Origin of the sequence: Desulfobulbus sp., assembly GCF_030824455.1 — a bacterium.
Lineage (GTDB): Bacteria > Desulfobacterota > Desulfobulbia > Desulfobulbales > Desulfobulbaceae > Desulfobulbus.
Genome location: NZ_JAVBXR010000109.1, coordinates 1 through 19582 on the forward strand (window position 1 = coordinate 1; position 19582 = coordinate 19582).

General features: G+C 50.1%; 15 protein-coding genes and 2 pseudogenes. 7 read left to right on the forward strand and 10 right to left on the reverse strand.

Features of this window, described 5'->3' with window-relative positions; genetic code table 11:
• Positions 1 to 133: 133 nt before the first annotated feature.
• A pseudogene (locus RCH93_RS13625) lies at positions 134 to 1147 on the forward strand (reverse transcriptase domain-containing protein); the annotation flags it as partial.
• Between the two features lie 472 nt (positions 1148 to 1619).
• Here the strand turns inward: RCH93_RS13625 and RCH93_RS13630 are convergent.
• From RCH93_RS13630 to RCH93_RS13645, 4 genes are all read right to left on the reverse strand, one after another.
• Positions 1620 to 1931, reverse strand: a complete 312-nt coding sequence (locus RCH93_RS13630; protein WP_306548967.1) for a hypothetical protein — start codon at positions 1929 to 1931, stop codon at positions 1620 to 1622.
• Between the two features lie 607 nt (positions 1932 to 2538).
• The gene (locus RCH93_RS13635) at positions 2539 to 3042 is read right to left on the reverse strand and encodes a hypothetical protein (RefSeq protein WP_306548968.1); all 504 of its coding nucleotides are present in this window, start codon (positions 3040 to 3042) and stop codon (positions 2539 to 2541) included.
• Between the two features lie 47 nt (positions 3043 to 3089).
• Entirely contained in the window at positions 3090 to 6080 is a 2991-nt protein-coding gene (locus RCH93_RS13640) for a GDSL-type esterase/lipase family protein (protein WP_306548969.1), read from the reverse strand.
• A gap of 650 nt (positions 6081 to 6730) precedes the next feature.
• Positions 6731 to 7876, reverse strand: a complete 1146-nt coding sequence (locus RCH93_RS13645; protein WP_306548970.1) for a hypothetical protein — start codon at positions 7874 to 7876, stop codon at positions 6731 to 6733.
• 66 nt (positions 7877 to 7942) lie between these two features.
• Here RCH93_RS13645 and RCH93_RS13650 point away from each other — a divergent pair.
• A pseudogene (locus RCH93_RS13650) lies at positions 7943 to 8140 on the forward strand (IS4 family transposase); the annotation flags it as partial.
• Positions 8141 to 8282: 142 nt separating this feature from the next.
• On the opposite strand, the gene RCH93_RS13655 reads toward RCH93_RS13650, so the two are convergent.
• Positions 8283 to 8735: a hypothetical protein gene (locus RCH93_RS13655; RefSeq protein WP_306548971.1), complete on the reverse strand. Its 453-nt coding sequence runs from the start codon at positions 8733 to 8735 to the stop codon at positions 8283 to 8285.
• Between the two features lie 450 nt (positions 8736 to 9185).
• On the opposite strand from RCH93_RS13655, the gene RCH93_RS13660 reads away from it, so the two are divergent.
• The 5 genes from RCH93_RS13660 to RCH93_RS13680 all read left to right on the forward strand — a co-directional run bounded on the left by RCH93_RS13660 (position 9186) and on the right by RCH93_RS13680 (position 15725).
• On the forward strand, positions 9186 to 9404 hold the full coding sequence (locus RCH93_RS13660) for a hypothetical protein (protein ID WP_306548972.1): 219 nt from the start codon (positions 9186 to 9188) through the stop codon (positions 9402 to 9404).
• A gap of 148 nt (positions 9405 to 9552) precedes the next feature.
• On the forward strand, positions 9553 to 9993 hold the full coding sequence (locus RCH93_RS13665; RefSeq protein WP_306548973.1) for a hypothetical protein: 441 nt from the start codon (positions 9553 to 9555) through the stop codon (positions 9991 to 9993).
• Positions 9986 to 10384, forward strand: coding sequence for an antirestriction protein (locus RCH93_RS13670; RefSeq protein WP_306548974.1), 399 nt, complete (start codon positions 9986 to 9988; stop codon positions 10382 to 10384). Before RCH93_RS13665 ends, RCH93_RS13670 begins: the two co-directional genes overlap by 8 nt.
• Positions 10385 to 11236: 852 nt before the next feature.
• On the forward strand, positions 11237 to 14035 hold the full coding sequence (locus RCH93_RS13675; RefSeq protein WP_306548975.1) for a phage/plasmid primase, P4 family: 2799 nt from the start codon (positions 11237 to 11239) through the stop codon (positions 14033 to 14035).
• Positions 14036 to 14546: 511 nt separating this feature from the next.
• Positions 14547 to 15725 carry a site-specific integrase gene (locus RCH93_RS13680; protein ID WP_306548976.1) on the forward strand — a complete coding sequence of 393 codons (1179 nt, stop codon included), beginning with the start codon at positions 14547 to 14549 and terminating at the stop codon, positions 15723 to 15725.
• Between the two features lie 194 nt (positions 15726 to 15919).
• Here the strand turns inward: RCH93_RS13680 and RCH93_RS13685 are convergent, their stop codons facing one another.
• The 5 genes from RCH93_RS13685 to def all read right to left on the reverse strand — a co-directional run bounded on the left by RCH93_RS13685 (position 15920) and on the right by def (position 19496).
• A complete protein-coding gene (locus RCH93_RS13685) occupies positions 15920 to 16291 on the reverse strand; it encodes a hypothetical protein (RefSeq protein WP_306548977.1) in 372 nt (123 codons plus the stop codon).
• Positions 16292 to 16362: 71 nt separating this feature from the next.
• A complete protein-coding gene (locus tag RCH93_RS13690; RefSeq protein WP_306548978.1) occupies positions 16363 to 16821 on the reverse strand; it encodes a phosphatidylglycerophosphatase A in 459 nt (152 codons plus the stop codon).
• Positions 16822 to 16828: 7 nt separating this feature from the next.
• Complete coding sequence (gene larC, locus RCH93_RS13695; RefSeq protein WP_306548979.1) at positions 16829 to 18049, reverse strand: nickel pincer cofactor biosynthesis protein LarC; 1221 nt, start codon at positions 18047 to 18049, stop codon at positions 16829 to 16831.
• Positions 18049 to 18990 (reverse strand): methionyl-tRNA formyltransferase, encoded by a 942-nt coding sequence (fmt, locus tag RCH93_RS13700; protein ID WP_306548980.1) that lies wholly within the window; start codon positions 18988 to 18990, stop codon positions 18049 to 18051. Before fmt ends, larC begins: the two co-directional genes overlap by 1 nt.
• On the reverse strand, positions 18987 to 19496 hold the full coding sequence (gene def, locus RCH93_RS13705) for a peptide deformylase (RefSeq protein ID WP_306548981.1): 510 nt from the start codon (positions 19494 to 19496) through the stop codon (positions 18987 to 18989). The genes fmt and def overlap by 4 nt, the downstream gene beginning before the upstream one ends.
• Between the last annotated feature and the right edge of the window lie 86 nt (positions 19497 to 19582).

The window sequence follows — 19582 nt, forward strand, 5'->3', positions numbered from 1 at the left end:
GGTAGCGAGTCCTTGGAGGCTTTATGGTAACATAAAGTTTTAAGCGTAGGATAGCAAGCAGGCAGGCCGTAAGCCGAAAGGTTGAAGGGATTGAGCCCCGTAATTCTCGTAATAGGAAGTACCATGTTTTGAAGACAAACTTGTCCAGGCAGGCTTTGTCCGCATACTGGAATCGGTATATGAGCAAGATTTCATAGAAGACTCATACGGATTCCGGCCTGCCCGAAGTTGTCATGATGCTCTCAGAGCATTGAGCACGACGGTAGAGTACCAGCCGGTCAACCATATTGTTGAAGCGGATATAAAAGGCTTCTTTGATAATGTGAACCAGGAATGGCTATTAAAGTTTCTGGCACATCGGATTGCTGACAAACGGATTCAGCGCATGGTGAAGCGTGTTCTCAAGGCAGGGGTAGCAGAGGATGGAAGCGTGACGATTAGCGACGATGGTACCCCGCAAGGCGGTGTTATCTCTCCGCTGTTGGCGAATATCTATCTGCATTATGCTCTTGATCTCTGGTTTGAAAGGATCTACCGCAAGAGTTGCGCTGGCTATGCCCGACTCATCCGCTATGCCGATGATTTCGTTGTTTGCTTCCAATACAAGGTAGACGCTGAGCGGTTTCGGACAGAATTAGGGCAACGTCTGGGAAAATTTAGCCTTGAGGTGGAACCGACAAAGACCAAGGTGTTGGAGTTTGGCAAATTTGCCGTCCGAAATGCGAAGAAAAGAGGGGGCCGGGCAGAGACGTTTGATTTTCTTGGCCTGACCCATTATTGCGGTACAAGACGGAACGGTATGGGGTTTCGGATGAAGCGGGTTACTGCCCGTAAGAAGTTTGTCGCCAAGCTAATAATCTTCAAGGAATGGCTGAAGAAGGCCAGGAATCTGAAGACCAATGAACTCTGGAAAATAGCCAGTGCCAAATTGAGGGGTCATTATAACTACTACGGGGTAACCGACAATTATCGTGGGCTTATACGATTTGAACAAGCAGTGAATAGGCTGCTGTTCAAGTGGCTGAACCGTAGAGGAAAAAGAAGCTGTCTTAATTGGGAAAAATTCAATGAAATGCTGAAGCGATTCCCTCTGCCGAAACCACGAATTGTGGTCAGTATGTTCGTAATTCCTGTGAATACTATGTGAGGAGCCGTGTGCGTAAATAGCGCAAGCACGGTTCTGAGAGGGGCCGGGGACAACGGTGAAAACAAGTCAAAAGGCAGAACACGTAATAGCTGCGTGCGGCGAGGCGTCAACAAAGGGCTTGCAGTGGTTATTTGTTTTCATTGGAGAAACCGGTCTACTCGACCTTTGGTAACGCAAAATACGCCTGCTCGTCGAGTGCCTTTGCCTACCGAATTCAATCTAACCTTGGCTAAACGGTGCATTTTCAATAGTTCATTGTTTTGTCCAATGTTCGTGCATTTTGGCGATTCGCAACCCCGTATCAATCCGCAATACCATTGTCAGTCATCAGACAAAATAATTCATTTTGTCCCATGTTCGCGGACAGAGAGGTTTGCCAATTTGAGAAGCAGGAACCTGAGTCAAAATATTTCAGAGATATCTTGACTATTTCAATTTTAGAAAAAAATAACTGCCGCCCAATTCTGTCACATTATAACTGAATATCGTCATACTCTGGTTCTTCAATTCCTATTTCTTTCCAATCAGCATGCTCAGGTAGTAAAACTAGGTCGCAAGGATAAAACTCACTGTAAGATTTTCTCTTCACATGCCATTTTGATTCCACTCGAAGGCACTTCACTGTCCCTGTGTCTGATGGCAATGAAACCAGCACGACTTTCTCACCACGCAGTTTCTTTGCTGCTGGGTTTATTTGGTCGATTTTGTAAAGTGATCCGATAATTATATGCACTGATCGAACATACTTGCGATTTGAATAACATTCAATATAATCAGACTTCATTTCAACTGCCTCCTCACAAATTTAAAGTAGTACATTTGAGATCATACTTTTGGCTTTTTCCTTTCACATTGCACACAACCAGCAACATCATTTCCAATCAACATCAACAGTAGGAATATGGACTCATGAACTGTGACATCGTCAACTTTCCGATTTTAACGGATTTCTGATGAGGTTCTCGAAAGTAAAAGAAAAATAGAACGCACTTGCCGCAATATATGCATTCACAATAAAATTGCTCCATTCAGAAAATATGCCAAACCCTCCGTAAGTATTAGCATAAACTATGACGACACCTGCCGACACAAGAAAAACAACGAGGAGATGTGCAGCTTTCTTTTCATTTATTCTCCAAAAAATAAATCGCCCTCGGCAGCATGATTTTCAATCAAGATAAACAGGAGAAATGTTGACTCGCCCACCCCAAGATTTCATCAAAAACAAGGGCATTGGAATTGCTGGTACCAGTGCACCAAGCCGGGATGGTCAGGAACCTGGTACTTTCTATACTGGGTTCGGTTGGGGTGGTTGGCAGTGGCGAGGTAAAAATGGAAAGGCAGAGCCCTGAGACCCTGCCTTGGCGTGACTGCTGTTGCGAGTTTGTGGATCAGGCTGCTGCTGCTCTCCTTCTTTTGCCCAATCCGGCAAGGCCGATCAGACCGGAGCCTAGGAGCAGGGCTGCACCGGGGACGGGGACAGGAGAAGCAGGAGTTGCTGATTCGTTGGAGTTGATAAGAATGGAAAATACGTTTGTCGGGTCAATCCGTTGTTCGAACTTTAAGAGAAACCCATTTAACGAATCTCCCGATGGGATGGAACTGCCCATGGGCTCATAAAAGGTAGCAAAACTCGGCAATAGACCCGAACCCTGCCCATAGATGACGTCCCAACCATTGTTTGTGCTTGCGCTAAACGGGAGGGTGTTGTCAAAATCAATAGTAACATCGAAAATGTTCTCGGTTGTGTCAGAAGAAACGAAAAGAGTCAAATCGTATTCAAATCCTCCAGTTACTGAGTTTTCTGTATAACTATAAGTGTAGGCGGCCAACACCTCGGTGGGAATTGTTGATAGAAAAAATAAACCTACAAAAACAAACGGCAGATATCGCATGGTTATGCTCCTTGGAATTGAAGTGTTTGAAGGTAAAGTTCCACTTGTTAATTGGTTTGGATGAAGTTGCCACCAGACAAGGTCATGGCTCCGGTGTCGAGGTGAATCCCGCTGCCCTGGGAAGCAGGTTGAATGATCGTCAGACCGAATCTATCAGCGGCGCCCTCTGGGGATCCATCCTCGATAAACGCCTTGTAACCATATCCGGCTGTGCCTTGAAGCGTTCCCTGACCGCTTACGGTGATTCGGAGCCGGTTGTCAACTATGGAAAAATCCATTTTATCAACGGTGGTTCCAATAAAGGACATTCTTGATTTGGATTCGTAGAATTTTACCCATCCAGCTGGGTTCGAGGGGCCATTGAGATTTACAGAAAAATTTGTTCTAAATGTCGTGTTTGGAGTGACAGCGTACCCTCCCCCAGTAATAGCGACAGGGTCACAGCTATCGCCTTTGCTGTCTCCGTCCCAATCTTCTTGATCGGTATTAGCCACCCCTTTGCAATTATCTAGAGAATCAGGGACATCGTCTCCGTCTGAATCTATGAGTTCGTTAGCCACATAAACAACGCCCGAAAGAACCAAAGCCGTTGTGCTGTTGGTCATGCCTCCGGCCTGAATAACTCGCAAGGCCTCTCTTTTGTCTGTAGCTAGGGGGGGCAAAATTATCTCGTGTTCCAGATGACCGTTTGTGTCTGCAAAGGTTTCTTCAAGTGCGGTGTATTCATCGTTCCTTGAATCTCGGTACAGAAGGATTACCTTAGCCCCTGGAAGAAATCCTTGTCCGTGAACAGTTGCGATATCACCAGGTAAAAAAATTGACGCCCCATCCTGAGGAAGATCTATGGTTAGCTTTCCAAGAGTTGCCATGGGGGGATTCGTCTCGTTTTGGGATTCGGTCTCTGTGATCTGTGGTGAATCGACGAAGGTAGAAGCCGTTAAGTTAAAAGAGGCTTGGGGGGGCTGAGCATTATTAGCCTTAATAGCATTGGAAAGTGCTTTCGCATATACGCCGTGCCCATACATGTTGGGGTGAAATGATTCATATGGAGATATGAACGGCGCATTCTTTGTAGCGCTGAACAAATCTATATTGTTAATATAAGCTTTTTTTGCACATGCTTCATGTCCTCTGAATTGGTCGACGACATCGACAAAATGGGCACCATAAGCTTCGCTGATATTGCGAATGGTGTCGTTAAGTTTATCAGTAAGCCTGTTTGCGGCTTCGAGTTCGTCCTGAGTTATTCCGTTTATGAACGGTTGGAGGAATATTCCATTTAGACAGTCCTCAATGGCTTGCACATCTTCTGTTGTTGAAATTTCTGGAAAAACATGTGGATAGCCAAGGTGATAAATCTTTGCTTCTGGCTTTGAGCTCTTAATTAAAACCTCATATGTTGCGCTTAACTTTGGTGCAATGATTAAATCAATACCCCGTGAAATGGCACTCTCCACAGTAAATGCCTTTCGCAATTCTTCGTTAAAAAGAGGAGTTCCATCACTATTATATATTTCATTCATTCCCAGTTTTTTGAACAATTCTTCGGGAAGGGCCGATTCAGTATATTTTATTTGTTTAAGCATTTCCTTAACGACAGGGCCAAATTGTCCGTCATTCCCACCAATAGTCAGGGAAACAATATCGGCGTGCTTTAAACCGATTCGGGTAGCTTGTTCTGGCTCTGCATCATTTGTATAACCCTCAGCGCCTGCCCACAATAGTGGTTCGTTTTGTGGTATAATGTTTATTGTTTCTGCACCGTTACATGCATAAAACCATCTTCGCAATCGAAAGCTAGGGTATAGTTTATCAATTTCATCGCTCATGGAATATGCATTTCCCGAGCGGTGGCACAAATTGTTGCCGTTTGAATGTTTTGAGGGCAGGTCAAAATAATTGCCTGCACCAGTCCCAGCAGAATAGGAATCACCCAAGGCTACATAGTCGAGTGTCGGGATATCGAGAACAGGCAAGTGTAGAGGCTTTTCAAGCTGAGCAATAGGAGCGTTCCATTGCTTTTTATTGATGTCAAATGAAGATATCGCTATTATGTTATCTTTGTAATATTGCGTATAGGCCAGATCACTGTCGGGGTCTTTTGGAAAAAAGAATGCTGCGTGGGGATAAGCTTTGGATGAAATGTTGCTTACGTCACTTGACCCCAAAGAACTTCTAAAGAAAGAAGCCCCGCTGTCATTAATTTCAAGTGGTGAACCAAACACTACGAAACTACCTGTGGAGAAAGCAAATTTAAGCCCAAATAGAGTCTGTGAATAAGGGTCGTACGTCGACACACTTGCGAGAGGTGGAATTGCTTCTTTGTTAACGACTGTAAGTGATAACCCGTTTCGATCTTTAACTTGAGTCTGCCTAATTTTCTCAAAATCAATTTCAATTATAGGGTTCGTGTCGTCAGGCTTGAATTGCTGAAGATAGATGCGACTCTTTTCTAAATTATGCCCAAGAATGGTTGGATTAAATATACCACCATTGTTCAGTTCGGTCGGTGAGTAGGACAAGGTTATCTCTCCAGTGTTTGGGTTGACACAGGAAAAAGTTTTTCCGAAAATACGATATCCTCCTCTATTGGGGATGAAAAAATTGACAGGTCCTGACACCTCATAGACTAACCCGCACAAATCCCCAGTATGACCATCGACCACGAAATTAGCAAATGGTGGGGACACCAACGCAAGGGGAGAGAGTGCATTGCTTTCTAAATTGATAGCGATCAACTGGTTGTGGCTAATATCATTTGGCGCCCGCCTTTGAAGATAAATTTGAGCGGAGAAAGGATCTTTAGCATACGCTGTCGAACTGTACCACCCGGTAGGTAATTCTACGATATTCTCGGATTTGCCGTCGGACAAACTTATGCCGACCAGTTTTATTCCATTATACCAAAATCCAGCACCATCAAACCCACCTTTACTGTCCGTAAGAAGTCCAACAATCTGACCTGGTTCAGATCTGCTGATAGATGTCCCAAGGAACAAAAATGGAAGAATTACTAATAAAAATGCCCTACGTAACATATGATGATCTCCTGGAAACTTGTTGGAATGGTCAACTGTGGCACTTTTCTGTTTAAAAATAATGTTTAATTAACATTATTCTGAAAAACAGGCAAGTTATGCTTTGGTTATACTCCTGTTAGCTCGCAATTAATGCGCTACTTTGTAGGATAAACACAACGCCATTCTTCTTTGATAGCAAGCCCTCCATGGTACTTGGAGGGTCAGGTGCTGAATAATGGTTAAAAATGGAAGATGACCAATAGCTGGCCTTCATGCAGAACGGTGATCGTATCGCCATCGGCAACAGATATGACTTTGCCTGGCCATGAGAAGCGAGTCACCGGTATGGAGAGTAGATTGTGGAGCTTGACTCAATCCGTATCTCAGCAGGCATAATAACTTCACCATGCCAAGAATCGGTTTGTAAGCACAACTGAGGTTTGAGCTTTTTTCTGATTATCTCTGGTGAATGGGCGAGTAAACATATTTCCAATAATTTTTGACCAGGAAGATTCTTTGGGAACAAATTATCCTATCGCATATGGCTGCTGATGAGCTGTTGTCACGATCACATACCTCTGCATTAACGTCTAGCTTTCTCTCTGGGCGATATATGCGCTAGGCGCCAAGCGTCGCATTTGGTCTGGATAAATTAGTGGAGTTTATTTTTAAAGCGTATTGTCGATTGAAGGTGGTTTGGGTTGTATGCTGTAGATTCGTTTAATAAGGGGGAATAGTGCATGCCATGGGAGCCACGTCGCGCAACAAACAGCTATAATTCCATATAACAACCAAATCGGTGCCATCAGCAATAAGCTGGCAACCAGCCGGAAAATTTCACCTTTGTAAATCGTTTTTGAAGCTCGGGCGGAGTATTTGCTAAATTGAACAGCCCCGACTTTATCAAGTGTGCGCAACCCGTTTTGGCCAAAAGTTGCGGCTAGCTGAACAATATCTTTTCCTGTCTTGCCAAATTTTTGTGCGGAATTAACGATTAGGTCGCCTCCAATGTGATAGAGAGTGACACTATTCGAGCCGAAAGTTGCAGCGAATGTGCCCATACGATTGAGCGATGCGGCATCTTTAGTCATGCTTAATAAATTGCAACCGCCACGTGTCTTGGCAAGTGTGCCGACATCACCGAGAACACCAGAGATTGTGCCTAAATTTTTGGTTTCCTTTGTCATCTTGACCGCTTTAATGATAGCTTCGCCCAACCACGGCGGCAACTTCCCGAGTTTCCGGGCGATCTTTAGCGCGGTAAGGCTACCTTTAGCTGCAGTTGTTCCGGCCACAGTCGGTGCAGCCATTCCGCCTGTTGCAACAGTCCCCGCACCGCTCGCGACCTGCGCGCCCGTTGCGATCACCCCCAAAGAGGCTAAGGCAACCAGAACTTCGTCAGTATCCTCTCCCTTGATGTGCTTTACGCCCTGTTTGGCCAGATCACGTAGATCGCCAATGACCAGAAAATCGGTGATAACTCCCGTCACCTTCCCTGTTGCTTCATCGCTAGTGCCTTGAATCAACCCTTCGGCAAATTTGCTAGCTTGATAGCGCCAGTTCTCGCGCTTATTTGAGATGTTTCGGTACAGTAACTGTGCGTCGGGATTTTGGCTGACATAATCGTAGCCCATGAAAAAACCAAGATAATCGGCAGCCTCTGCATAATGTTCCTTTGCAACCATTACGCGGGTTTCTGGTATTGGATCGATCTGGTTTAAGGCGAGAATGCACAGTTGCGCCTGTTGCCAGATTATACCGCCAGAAATGACAGCAAGTATTAGGATTACGAGTTTGACGAGACGCTTAATCATGCACTCCTATTACAGTCTCCAGAGTAAAGTCATATCGTTGCAGCAATTTCAAATGACGAGGATCCGACCTTCCTCGGCACCACAAGCAACGCGGTGCTAACCCATGTTTGGATCGACCTCTGCGTTTATTTCATGTTGGTCTATTTGAAATTCAAAGCCAAATTGGACAGTTCCATGCAACAGATGCTTCGTCTCTTGCAACTTAACCTCTTCACCAGAAAAGATTTGATCGAATTATTTAAACCGCCATTAGTTCATGCTACTGTTTCTCAACAAATTTCACTGTGGAAAAATTTACGAGACAGCGGTGCCTTTCGAAGCTTCCTGTTTGATATATATTTGATATTAAAAGCTGTCTCGGTCAGGTTTGGTCGAATTTTTGTATCCTCAGCGGGAATGCTAAGTCTTAATTAGGTGTATTTCGGGGGAGGGGCTGGCCTGCTTTTATGATATCTACCGCCTGGGCAAACCTTTTGTGATATGTACTTTCTGTCAGAGTTGTTGCAACGTTTACGGTTATCCTGCGCTTGGTAACAACAGTGACTTTAGTATTGTTTTTATCAATAGGCTCAAACCACGCCCCCATAACTGCTCCCCACGAAACCATGTTCATCCCACTACTGGTTAACATGTACCTTTCGACCTTATGTTCTTCGATTGCATCCGAACCTTCCCAACGGAAAACTGATTTCGATATTTCCCATGCCTGATCCATGGTAACCGGATAAACTTCTGTCGTACCTTCCGTCCCGGCTTCCTTGACACGTACCACGTCATTCATCGTGGCGCACCCGTTGATAAGAGCCGCTAAAGACAAGAAAATAAAGGTTATCATAATTTTCACTTTGTTTTCTTTCATGTCATTTCCCTCCTTAAGATTATCTAGTAGCAGCTGGTTAATGGTAAAACTATGGCTTGCAAATCCTGTAAGGCTCATATCCCTTGGCAGCAGCCTCTCCCTCGTTTTGAATACTTGCGAGCAGTTAGGACAAATTAACTGTGGGCAACTAGAGCGATGCAATTTGTGACTATTGACATTGCCGTGGTAGAAGAGAAAGGTGAGGTGGGAACAACTCATGCAGATCTCCCCTGATTTGTGTTGAATCTTGGTTGTCTACCGTATCGCAGACAAGAAATCAATCCGGTAATGGCACTTATTGCCCATGATATCAGATAAATAACCACGGTGTGGCATCGCGCAACTCCTGCCATCTTATATGAAATAGGCTGAAATCGTTTCAGCCATCCCCATTCTAGCCCCTTCGGTCATTGCGACCCGAGGGGCTTTTCTTATTTAAGGAGACGCAACATGAAGATCGACCCCAATGAAGTCATCCACAGCATCACCGTGCACGACATTATCCGAGCCCTTGAACGTCGTATAGGCAAGGAGGAGGTAAATAACCTGTCAGAAGACGATCTGGCCTTAGTCAAGGCGGAGGTGGTGGCCGTCATCGAGCACAGTCTGGACATCCGTGACCACATTGAGGAGGGCATCGAACTGTGGCTGGAAGCCCGGAATCTATGACCAGGAATCAGAAAGCAAAATTGGTGGCCCGAGTTGCGACTTTCATCGTCGTCTTTTCGTTGATGGTGGTTTGCATCCCCTATGTGGCAATACCCCTGGCTATTTGCTTTGCCGTGAAGGCGGCCAGACAATTATGAGGAGAAAAATTATGAGTGAAGATATCCGTGTTTTGAAAGTTGCATCATGTCCGTCCCTGTCCAGCCGTTCAACCCTGACCTACCAGATAGGATGCAAGGGCGAGGAGGTTTTTCTCAGCCTTCAGGGAAACAGTTCTGGGGGCATGTTCTCTGATGAGTGGATCAGGCTTGATCTGTTCGAGCTGACCAAGGATGAGTCCATCTCCGCTCGGTCCATCCATAAGCACTATCAGGGGAAATCGATCAACAGTGCCGGCTTCATGATGGCGGTATTGAAAGACTTGGGCTTGATCCAGCCTTTGGAGGTGAAAAGCCGTACATACAAGCGGTGCAATCCGGCTCAATTCAAGGTGGCCATGCAGGCGTTGATGGAAGCCGAGGTTATGCCGGAAACACAGGAGGAACCTAATCCAATATCATTACGGAAGAAAGGGAGGAAAACTCATGAATAGAGAATTGTTGCATGACGACGATCGCATCAATATCCCTGCCGATTTGTTTGGTGTCTATTTTTCATGTCGCGTGGAACCGACTATCTATGTCACCGCAGACCGTTTGTCCGGGGATTACCGTGGCGGTTACTGGCACATGTACCGGCTTGAGAATGGCGGCTTCTATATGGCCCCTGATGGCAGCCAGTTCCGCGTGATCTGCATGAACGGCTACCAGGGTGGTCTGTCGGGAGATGCGTTTGGCATTGTCGCCTGCTTGTACGCGTATAGTGAAGTGTCGTTTACTGGTGTCCCCGGCCTCGTTGAAGCATGTGCCGCGCAGTATCACTGCCTAAGGGCGTACCTGTTTGAGCATCCGGAGGCAGAGGGCATCCTGAAGGCTATCGACTGACGCAGCGGAAACGGTCCGGTCGTCGGAGGCTAGACGGCGGGAGTGGTAAAAGTGGGTTTTTCGAGCGCCCTTGGGCTGGCTCAAAAAAAGTGCGCCTCGACGTGATTTTCACCGGGGCAGCGTAGTGAGGCTCAATTGTCCACTTTTATCGCTTCGGAATTGCTTGAGGGCGAAAATGCCGTGAGCTGCCAAGTGGTAAAAGTGGATTTTTCTGGTGGGGCTAGGGGGGGCACAAAAAAGTGCGCGTGCTCTTGGTGGCGGTGCAGTCGAGTTGGCGGTGAAATTTGGCACTCCTTAACTGGCGACTTGGAGACGGGCCCGCTGTGGTTCTGCCGTAAGCAACAAGCCGTTGCAGCTTACCAGAGTGCCATAACTAAGGATAAATTATCTTCCAATGGTTATGGCACGTCCATAAAGGTATTTGTGATATTAAGTTTTAAGGTCCATAAATATTGATATTTATTTATTGTAATATTTACATGATTTGAACAGCGAATATTATTTATATAATGTTTGTATGTCTTGCTAGGAAATTTTGATATATTTCGAATATTTCAGCGATTTTTTTTGAATTAATACTATTGCATCAAGTGCTATAATGTGCTTTTCTAAAATAAAAAATGTGTAATTAAATATTATTGAGGTGATATTGAGGAAAATGACATGTGATATGTAAATGGTAACTCAGCAAGCGCGCCGGTATTGGATGATCAATACGAGGGCGTCACAGCCAAAGGGCAAGAGTTCCGGAGTGTTTCCGGAGCCGAGTCGGGGATACAGTGCAGCGTGTCTTTGGCTTCAAATTAACGAAGTCTAACGATAAGGAAAAAAATTATTATGAAGAGATAATTTATGGATATCAATCTTGATCAGCCACAAGTTAGTGAACCTACTCCAGGAGCCAGCACATCAAAATCATCAGCTGTCCCATCTCCAGGCATCATCACCGTTGTACGCGACCCGCATAATACCCTCGGGAAGGGATTTGCGATAAATCCCGACGGTGCGATCAGCAAGGAAGCTAAAGTTAATGTTTCTTCCGGTGTTGCAGTTCAACATCGCGTCGAAACCCTCGAAGACCTCGCCAAATTGTTGCAAGATGTCGGTGATAATCCCAATGCGGCAATTATCAATTCCTATTTCCCCGATATTCCGGCTGGTGAAGAGTTTGTCATTCTGTCCGCCAAGGAAATTGAAAAACATACCGGCATTCCAACAAACAATCGCGAGAAACAGAAGGGCATCCATGAAATCACGTATGAAGGCAAAACCTATAAAGCCGTCGGCCGGTTCAAGGAAAACGTCCTTCCCTCTTCTTGGCAATACTTCGACCGCGACATCGATAACCATACCCCAGAAGCTTTTGCCAACCTCTCAACCGAAGAATGGCTGGCCAAGATAGCGGTGTTCGTGCCAGGTATGGCCGACGTATCTTATCTCCATGTCGGCTCGACTTCCGCCAGGGTGCTCCGTGATGGTGTTCCGGTCAGTGCTGGCAGTGGTCATTTTTGGTTCAAGGTGCTTGACCCCTCTGACATTGAACGCTTCCGAACAGCCATACTCATCGCTGCCGCCCAAGCGGATATGACGTGGTCGAAGCCGCGCTATAGTCGTACTGAACCGGGCAAAGTAGTTGGCCACAACCTTACCACTATCCTTGACCCCAGCGTCCTGACACCTGGACGGCTAACCTTCTCCGGACAGCCTGTGGTCAGTGAGGGTCTGACCGTCAGGCCCTTGCAGTGTCCCATCCATAAGGGCAAAATCAATGTTCTCGATACCTCCAAGGTTGTTCTCCCGGAGCCTGAAAAGATTCGTGAGATAACCCGCAAGGTGGGCGTCGTGATGGAGGTGACGAGCGGTGGCAACGGACTGCGAATCACTGCCAATGATTTGACCCTGGATGCCGAGATCGAGACCGAAGATCACGAGGTAATAACGGTCCGGGAATACATCGAGAAAGGGCATGGAAAGCTACGCTGCCAAACACCGTTCAGGGATTCATCCAGTTTTGCTGCCTTTATTAGTGTCGGGCAGGATGGCAAGCCATTTATTTACGACTCCGGCACAGGAATCACACACTGGCTGGGTGACAAGGAACAGGACAAATTCGAACTGGTTGCCGCTCGTGGAGTCGTAAAGCGTGTCATAGAAAGGGCGAATAATGACTGCGGTGCTCCATTCGAACCCGAGGCAATTAAAGCGCTGGCTGTCATTAAAAAGCATGATTCGGCAGGGTTTGCCCGGATTCGTTCTAATTTGAAAAAGGCCAATAAGGATATATCGGTTGTCAACCTTGATAAGGCCATTAAGGAAACTGCCACCAAGGATAATCTTGCCCAGACACATCATGCCTACGCAACCAATGTGCTCAACAGTCTGACCGTTGGTGGATGGCGGCCCGTGGGATACCAGGGCAGCCTCTATGTGGTGGATTCCGCCACGGGCAGATGGGTTCCATATTCCCTTGAAGCACTGGCACGACGTGTCGCCGAAGACCATGACGGCAAAGATAATTGCGAAAGGAGTTCCGATTATAGAGGAATCGCCGATCATGCGCTCAAGCTTGCCACCGATGCTACATTCTTCGCAAACGCACCGGTTGGCTTGGCCTGTCCCGATGGTTTTTATCAAATTAAAGAAAATGAGATAATCCTTGAACAGCTTTCGCCCTCGCATCGGCAGCGGGTGCTGATCGATGTAACACCCCAGCAGCGAGATACGCCGATGTTTGATGCATTTATGCATGAGACATTCAAATCCGACGTATCGGGAGAGGAGGAGCATCAACTGGCGTTGTTACAGGAGATCGCCGGGGCCATCATGCTCGGGCTCATGGCCAGGCATCAGAAGGCCGTGCTATTTTATGACCCGTTTGGCCGCGCCGGTAAGGGGACGTTGGAGCGAATATTAACGCGGTTGGTTCCGCCTTCTTTCACATCAGCTGTATCGCCGCACAAATGGGACGGAGAATACTACCTTGCATCGTTGGCGGGCTCCCGACTCAATACCGTCGGCGAATTGTCCGATTCCAAGCCCATTCCTGCCGCTCCATTTAAAACCGTAACCGGTGGCGATCTCCTCACGGGGCGTCATCCCTCTGGCCGGCCCTTTACCTTCAAGAATGAAGCCGCTCATTTGTTTATGTCGAACCATCTCATCACTACGAATGACCACAGCGAAGCCTTTTATACGCGGTGGCTGCTTGTCGATTTCCCTAATAGTCGACTTTGTACTGGATTGCCGATCGATCCAGGCCTTGCTGATCGCATGATACAGCACGAGCTTCCGGGGATAGCTCATTGGGCTTTGGAAGGAGCCAGACGACTCATGGCGAACGGTAAATTTTCGCCATCAATTGTCCATGACCAACTCCTGGCCAAGTGGCGACGGACCACCAATTCTTTGGAAGAGTTCATCCATGAAGATTGCGAACTAGCCGGCGAATACAGTATGCGCCGCTCTAAGTTTTATGAAGTGTATAAAATCTGGTGCGGCGAAAATGGACGGCGGCCTTTCTCGAAAGGTAGAGTTTTGGAATTGCTCGCCTACAATATTAAACTGGGTGTTCGGCGTGGTGGTGAAGATGGTTATGAAGTCTTTCGAGGCTTGAGAATGAGAGAGACCCCTGCTGTTACCTCCGTTGATTAACCAATTGGGGGTAATGCGCCAAATCCGGTTCATTGCCCCCGGTGGTCTTGCAGTAGGAGTGGATCAAGTGGATGATTTGAGCAATGGGGTTGCTCGAAAAAAAACATAAAGGGGCAGGGGGAGGCGACTTTTAGTTGGACGTGGAGGGGGGTGTGAAAAAATCCACTTTGTCCACTAGTTGCTGACTGTTGCCCCGCATCGGTTTGTGGGCGACGTATGCACCTGGCCCCCAGTTGGCCCGCTCTGCACGCGGTCGCCCCGACCATCCTCGCCCCATGCCGACCCCCAAAAATTGCCCTCCGGTGCAGCTGGGACACGACTGGAGCGCCCCCGCCTCACCCTGTGCCCCGCCCGTCGAAGCCCCGGAGTTGGCGTTTGAAAAGCACGAAATTTCAAACTGATGTGCAATAAAATGCGCAAAATTGCCACGGAGAGGACGGGTTGGCGGCATCCGCAAAATAAACCGCTGCCGTTATTATTCGCAGCACTACTACACATAAGGAGGCTAATTATGCCTGTCGTTACATTATCAGCGGAATTTACCCGCAATGTTGTCTGCCCAGAGGGCAAGACCAAGGAAAACTTCTATGACACAAATATCACCGGCTTCATCCTGGAGGTCAGAGCCAGCGGTGGTAAGACCTTCGCGCTGCGGTATAAGGACGATCATGGTCGCCAGATCCAGCACAAAATTGGTGACGCCAAGGATATCACCTTTGACAAGGCCAAGAACACAGCCAAGGTTCTACGGTCAAAGGTCGTTCTCGGCGATAACCCTTCAGCGGACCGCAAGGTAAAGCGGGCAGTTCCGACGCTGGCAGAGTTCACTGCCGAAAAATTTATCCCTTACATTACAAGCTACAAACGCAGTTGGCTTAAAGATGAATCTTATTTGCGCAATCATGTCCTGCCAAAGTTTGGCTCTCTTTGTATGGACGAGATTGGCCAGGAAGCGATCATCGAACTTCAGCAATCGATGAAGGCCAAAGGATATGCGTCGGGGATGGCAAACAAAGCTGTGATCCTGCTGAAGTATATGTTTAATTTGGCGATTAAAAAGTGGTCTGTTCCAGGAGTCAAAGCCAATCCGGCTATCGGCGTCAAGCTCTATGTGGAGATAATCAGAGAACGGTATCTGACAGTTGAGGAGACGCAGCGATTGCTTGCCGAACTGGAAAAAAGCAGGAATAAGCAGCTCAAATATATTGTCTCTTTGCTCCTGTTGCTTGGTTGCCGGAAAAGAGAACTGCTTGATAGCCGATGGAATGAGTTTGATCTGGAACGCCGTAGTTGGCGAATTCCGATGTCAAAATCAGGTAAGGCTCGCCACGTGCCTTTGCCTCTAGCCGCCGTCGACATGCTCAAGAACTTGCCACGGTGGGAAGGTTGCCCGTATGTCATACCCAATCCAAAAACTCTAGCGCCCTTTGTGCAGATACAACGACCTTGGGATAATGTGAGAAACGCAGCCGGTCTGCCAGATGTCAGGATACACGACCTGCGCCACAGTATGGCTTCTAATATGGTCAACTCCGGCCAGTCGCTCTTTCTTGTGAGCAAGGTGCTCGGCCATAGCACTCTGAGAATGACTGAGCGGTATGCGCATCTCAGTCAAGATACCCTGTTGGCCGCCGTGGATGCAGCAGCCACCGCCACCGGGACGAACTGGGGGCAGAAAGATAACCGTTGACACCATACCTTCATCCACCCAATCGGCAGTCGGTATCAGCTGGGTTGGGTGGATGGTGGGTGAAAATTTAGAAGCCGATTTGGGCAAAGAATTTATTCTGGAAAAACGGAGGGAAAGGTGCGGCGAGCAGTTGGGTGATGGCTGGGTGAGCGTGGGGCGAGGCAGAGGAAAATGGCGTAAGACGTTGAAAATAATCAAGAATTGCGTATGATTTTTTCTAACTGATAATAGGAGTGCATCTTCACCCCTTTGAAGCCCGCGTCATGGATGAGTTGCACATGCTCAAGCAGGTCGGGATCTTCAGGGTGGAGCGAGGGAAAGGGGATGATGCGCTCTGAACGGACGGCTTTGCACCATTCCAGGATGGGGGTGAACTGTTCCGGGCGGGTGGCTATTGAACAGAGCACCGACTGCTCGACGCCGCTGCGGTCCATGGACTGAAGTAGGCCCGCCACCGTGCCGTTGAGGTACGCCTTGATGTTGCCCTCGCGCTCCAGTGCCGGGATGGCAATCTTGGCGATGGGGTCGGGAAAGGCGTGGGTGTGAATGTCGATGATGCCGGCCATATGGAACTCCTGGGCGCCCTGATTGGACTTCGTGTACCTTTCCGTTGTTACAAGCTTACAGCATTACAGCATTACAGCAATCTGAACAGCCACAGTCCCAGTTGCAGCACGATCAGGGCATACAACCCGGCAACAACGTCGTCGAGCATGATGCCCAGGCCGCCGTGCAAATGGTTGTCGATCCAGTTGGCCGGGAAGGGCTTGAGGATGTCAAAAAAACGAAACAAGCAAAATCCGGCCAAGGCGGCGGCCGGATGGGCGGGGGCCAGACTGAGGGTGATCAGTTGGCCGACGATTTCATCAATGACCACAATGCCCGGATCGCCCTGGTCGACAATTTTCTCCGCCGCGCCGGCGCTGAACACGCCGATGACGAACAGGGCGGCCAGGATGGAAAAATAGGGCCCCATCTCCAGGCGGCTGAGCAGCAGCCAGACGAGCACGCCCACTGCGGAGCCCCAGGTGCCGGGCGCCTTGGGCAGATAGCCGCTGTGGGCCCCGGTGGCGATGAACATCAGCAGGCGATCCATGGCGTTTCTAGGGGCGGGTTGCAGGCGTGTGGCTGCGGACGGCGGCGTACACCTCCTGGAGCGGAACCTGATGCGCTTCCGCAACCTTCCGGCAGGCCTCGTATTCTGGGGTGATGACTGTGCCATTGGGGGTGCTGATTTTCTTTGCCGCCAGATCGCCCCAGGGCGTGGCGACCATCACCGCCTCTCGAGGCAGGGTAAGGCGCTGCTCCCGTCGCGTTCGCAGGCCGATGGCGCTGGTTTCGCTGAAAAGGACCGTGGCGACGGCGGCGCTGACGGCCGGTTCGACGATCACCCGCAGCAAAAATCCAGGCCGCCCTTTTTTCATCTGCATCGGAATCAGGCAGACGTCGAGGGCGCCGGCGCTCATCAGCCGCTCGCTCACATAGGGCCAGAGCTCGGGGTTCCAGTCGTCGAGATGGGTTTCGATCACCTCCACCTGTTGGGCCTCGGCAACTTCGGCACTTTGACCGATGAGCAACCGGAGGAGATTGGGGCGTCCGTCGCGGCGTTCCATCGAACCAGCCCCATAGCCGGTGCACGACAGCCGCATCGGCGGCATCGGGCCGAAGTCCTGGGCCAGTTCGCACACTAGGGCCGCGCCGGTGGGGGTAACCAGTTCCTGGTCGATGTTCTCGCCGTAGACCGGCGCCTTTTCGAGCAAACGGCAGACCGCAGGGCCGGGCAGAGGAATCTCACCGTGGGCGCATTGAATCCAGCCGCGGCCCATGGGCAGGGGCGAGCAGATCAGGCGGTCAATGTTGAGATAGGCAAACCCGGCCACCGTGCCGACAATGTCGACAATGGCGTCCACTGCGCCGACTTCGTGGAAATGGATCTGCTCGAGGGTTGTGCCGTGGACCGCCGCTTCAGCCTCGGCCAGACGGGTGAAGACCGCGAGCGATTTGTCCCGGATCTGCGCGGGGAGCTCGGCTTTGTGAAGCAGGTCGCGGATCTCGGCCAGACCGCAGTGTTGGTGATGGGCATGGTCCGGCGGGGAGCCATGATGATGCTCATGTCCGTCGCCGTCGCCGCCGCATTCCACCGTTGCCCGCGTGGCGGCAAAACCCTGCGTCACAATGCGCTCTGCGGTCAGGGTAAAGTCGTGCAGCGGCAGGGCGGCCAGCACTTGGCGCAGATGGGCTTCGGGCACGCCGGCGTCCATCAGGGCGCCGAGCAGCATGTCGCCGCTGACCCCGGAAAAACAGTCGAGATAGGCGGTGTTCATCAGCTGATCAGGGCGCCTGGGGCAATGGCGGCGCCGCGAAGACAGGCGGCCACGTCCATTCGTTTTTTGCCCTCGGGTTGGATTTCCCGAATAAGCAGACAATCCTCGCCGGCGGCAATCAGGAGCCCCTGGTTGTCGGCGCGACAGATGGTTCCGGCCGGTTGGGGGGAGGTAAGGCGAACGATCTCGGGATTGAAAAATCGGTGCCGCTTGCCGTCGATAAACCCGTAGGCCGAGGGCCAGGGATCAAGGCCGCGAATCAGGCTGTGGAGACGCGCAGCCGGCAGGCTCCAGTCGAGATGGCCCATTTCCTTGCTCAGCATCGGAGCGGCGCTGGCCAGGGCGTGATCCTGGGCCTGCGGCGCGAGTCGGCCCTGTTTGAGCTGTTCGACGGCTGCGATCAGGGTCTCGCCGCCCAGCAGCGACAAGCGGTCAAACAGTTCGCCCGCCGTTTCCTGCGGGCCAATGGCCACCGGCGCGCTCAGGAGGATGTCGCCGGTGTCCATGCCCTCGTCCAGCTGCATGATGGTGACGCCGGTCTCGGTCTCGCCGTTGATCACCGCCCACTGGATTGGGGCCGCGCCCCGGTATTTGGGCAGGAGCGAGCCATGGACGTTGATCGCCCCCAGGCGCGGCAGCTGCAGCAGGGCGGCGGGCAGGATCTTGCCGTAGGCCACCACCACCAGGATGTCCGGCGCCAGCGCCCGCATCTGTTCAAAAAACGGTTCCTTGCGCACCGATTGCGGCTGCAGCGTCGGCAGGCCGTGCCGCTCGGCCAGCACCTTGACCGGCGGCGGGCTCAGCACCTTGCCCCGGCCGCGCTGGCGGTCGGGTTGACAGACCACGGCAACCACCTGATCCGGGCCGTCGAGCAGCGCCTGGAGCGAGGGCACGGCAAAATCCGGCGTGCCCATGAAGACGATCCGCAACGGCGCGCTCATTCCTCCCCCTGGAGGAGTTTTTTCAGCTTTTTCTTATACAGCGCACGTTTGAGCGAGCTAAGCCGGTCGATGAACAGGGTGCCCAGAAGATGGTCAACCTCGTGCTGGATGATGCGGGCAAAACGGTCCTCGGCGTCGAATTCCAGGGGATTGCCGTCCGCATCCTGGGCGATGACGTGGATCTTGCGGAAGCGCTTGACCTTGGCGTAGCACTCGATCACGCTCAAACAGCCTTCCTCGTCGACGATGCTGCCTTCGCCGCCGGTGATTTCCGGATTGATCAAGGTGAGGAATTTTCGCTCGTTTTCCACCGTGGAGCGGTCAATCACCACCAGCTGACGGGCGATGCCGATCTGGTTTGCCGCCAGGCCGACGCCGGGGGCCTTGTACATGGTGTCGGCCATATCCTCGATCAGGGTTTTCAATTCCTGGTCAAAGACGGTTATTGTTTCCGCCTTTTGCCGGAGCACCGGATGCGGGTAGGTGATGATCGTTCTGATAGCCATAATCGTGTCGTGTTCGTGGCGCCGAGCGCCGTTTTTATGCGGGAAGACTCCAGCGTATGTAATCAGTTTGGGTGGTAAAGTAAAGA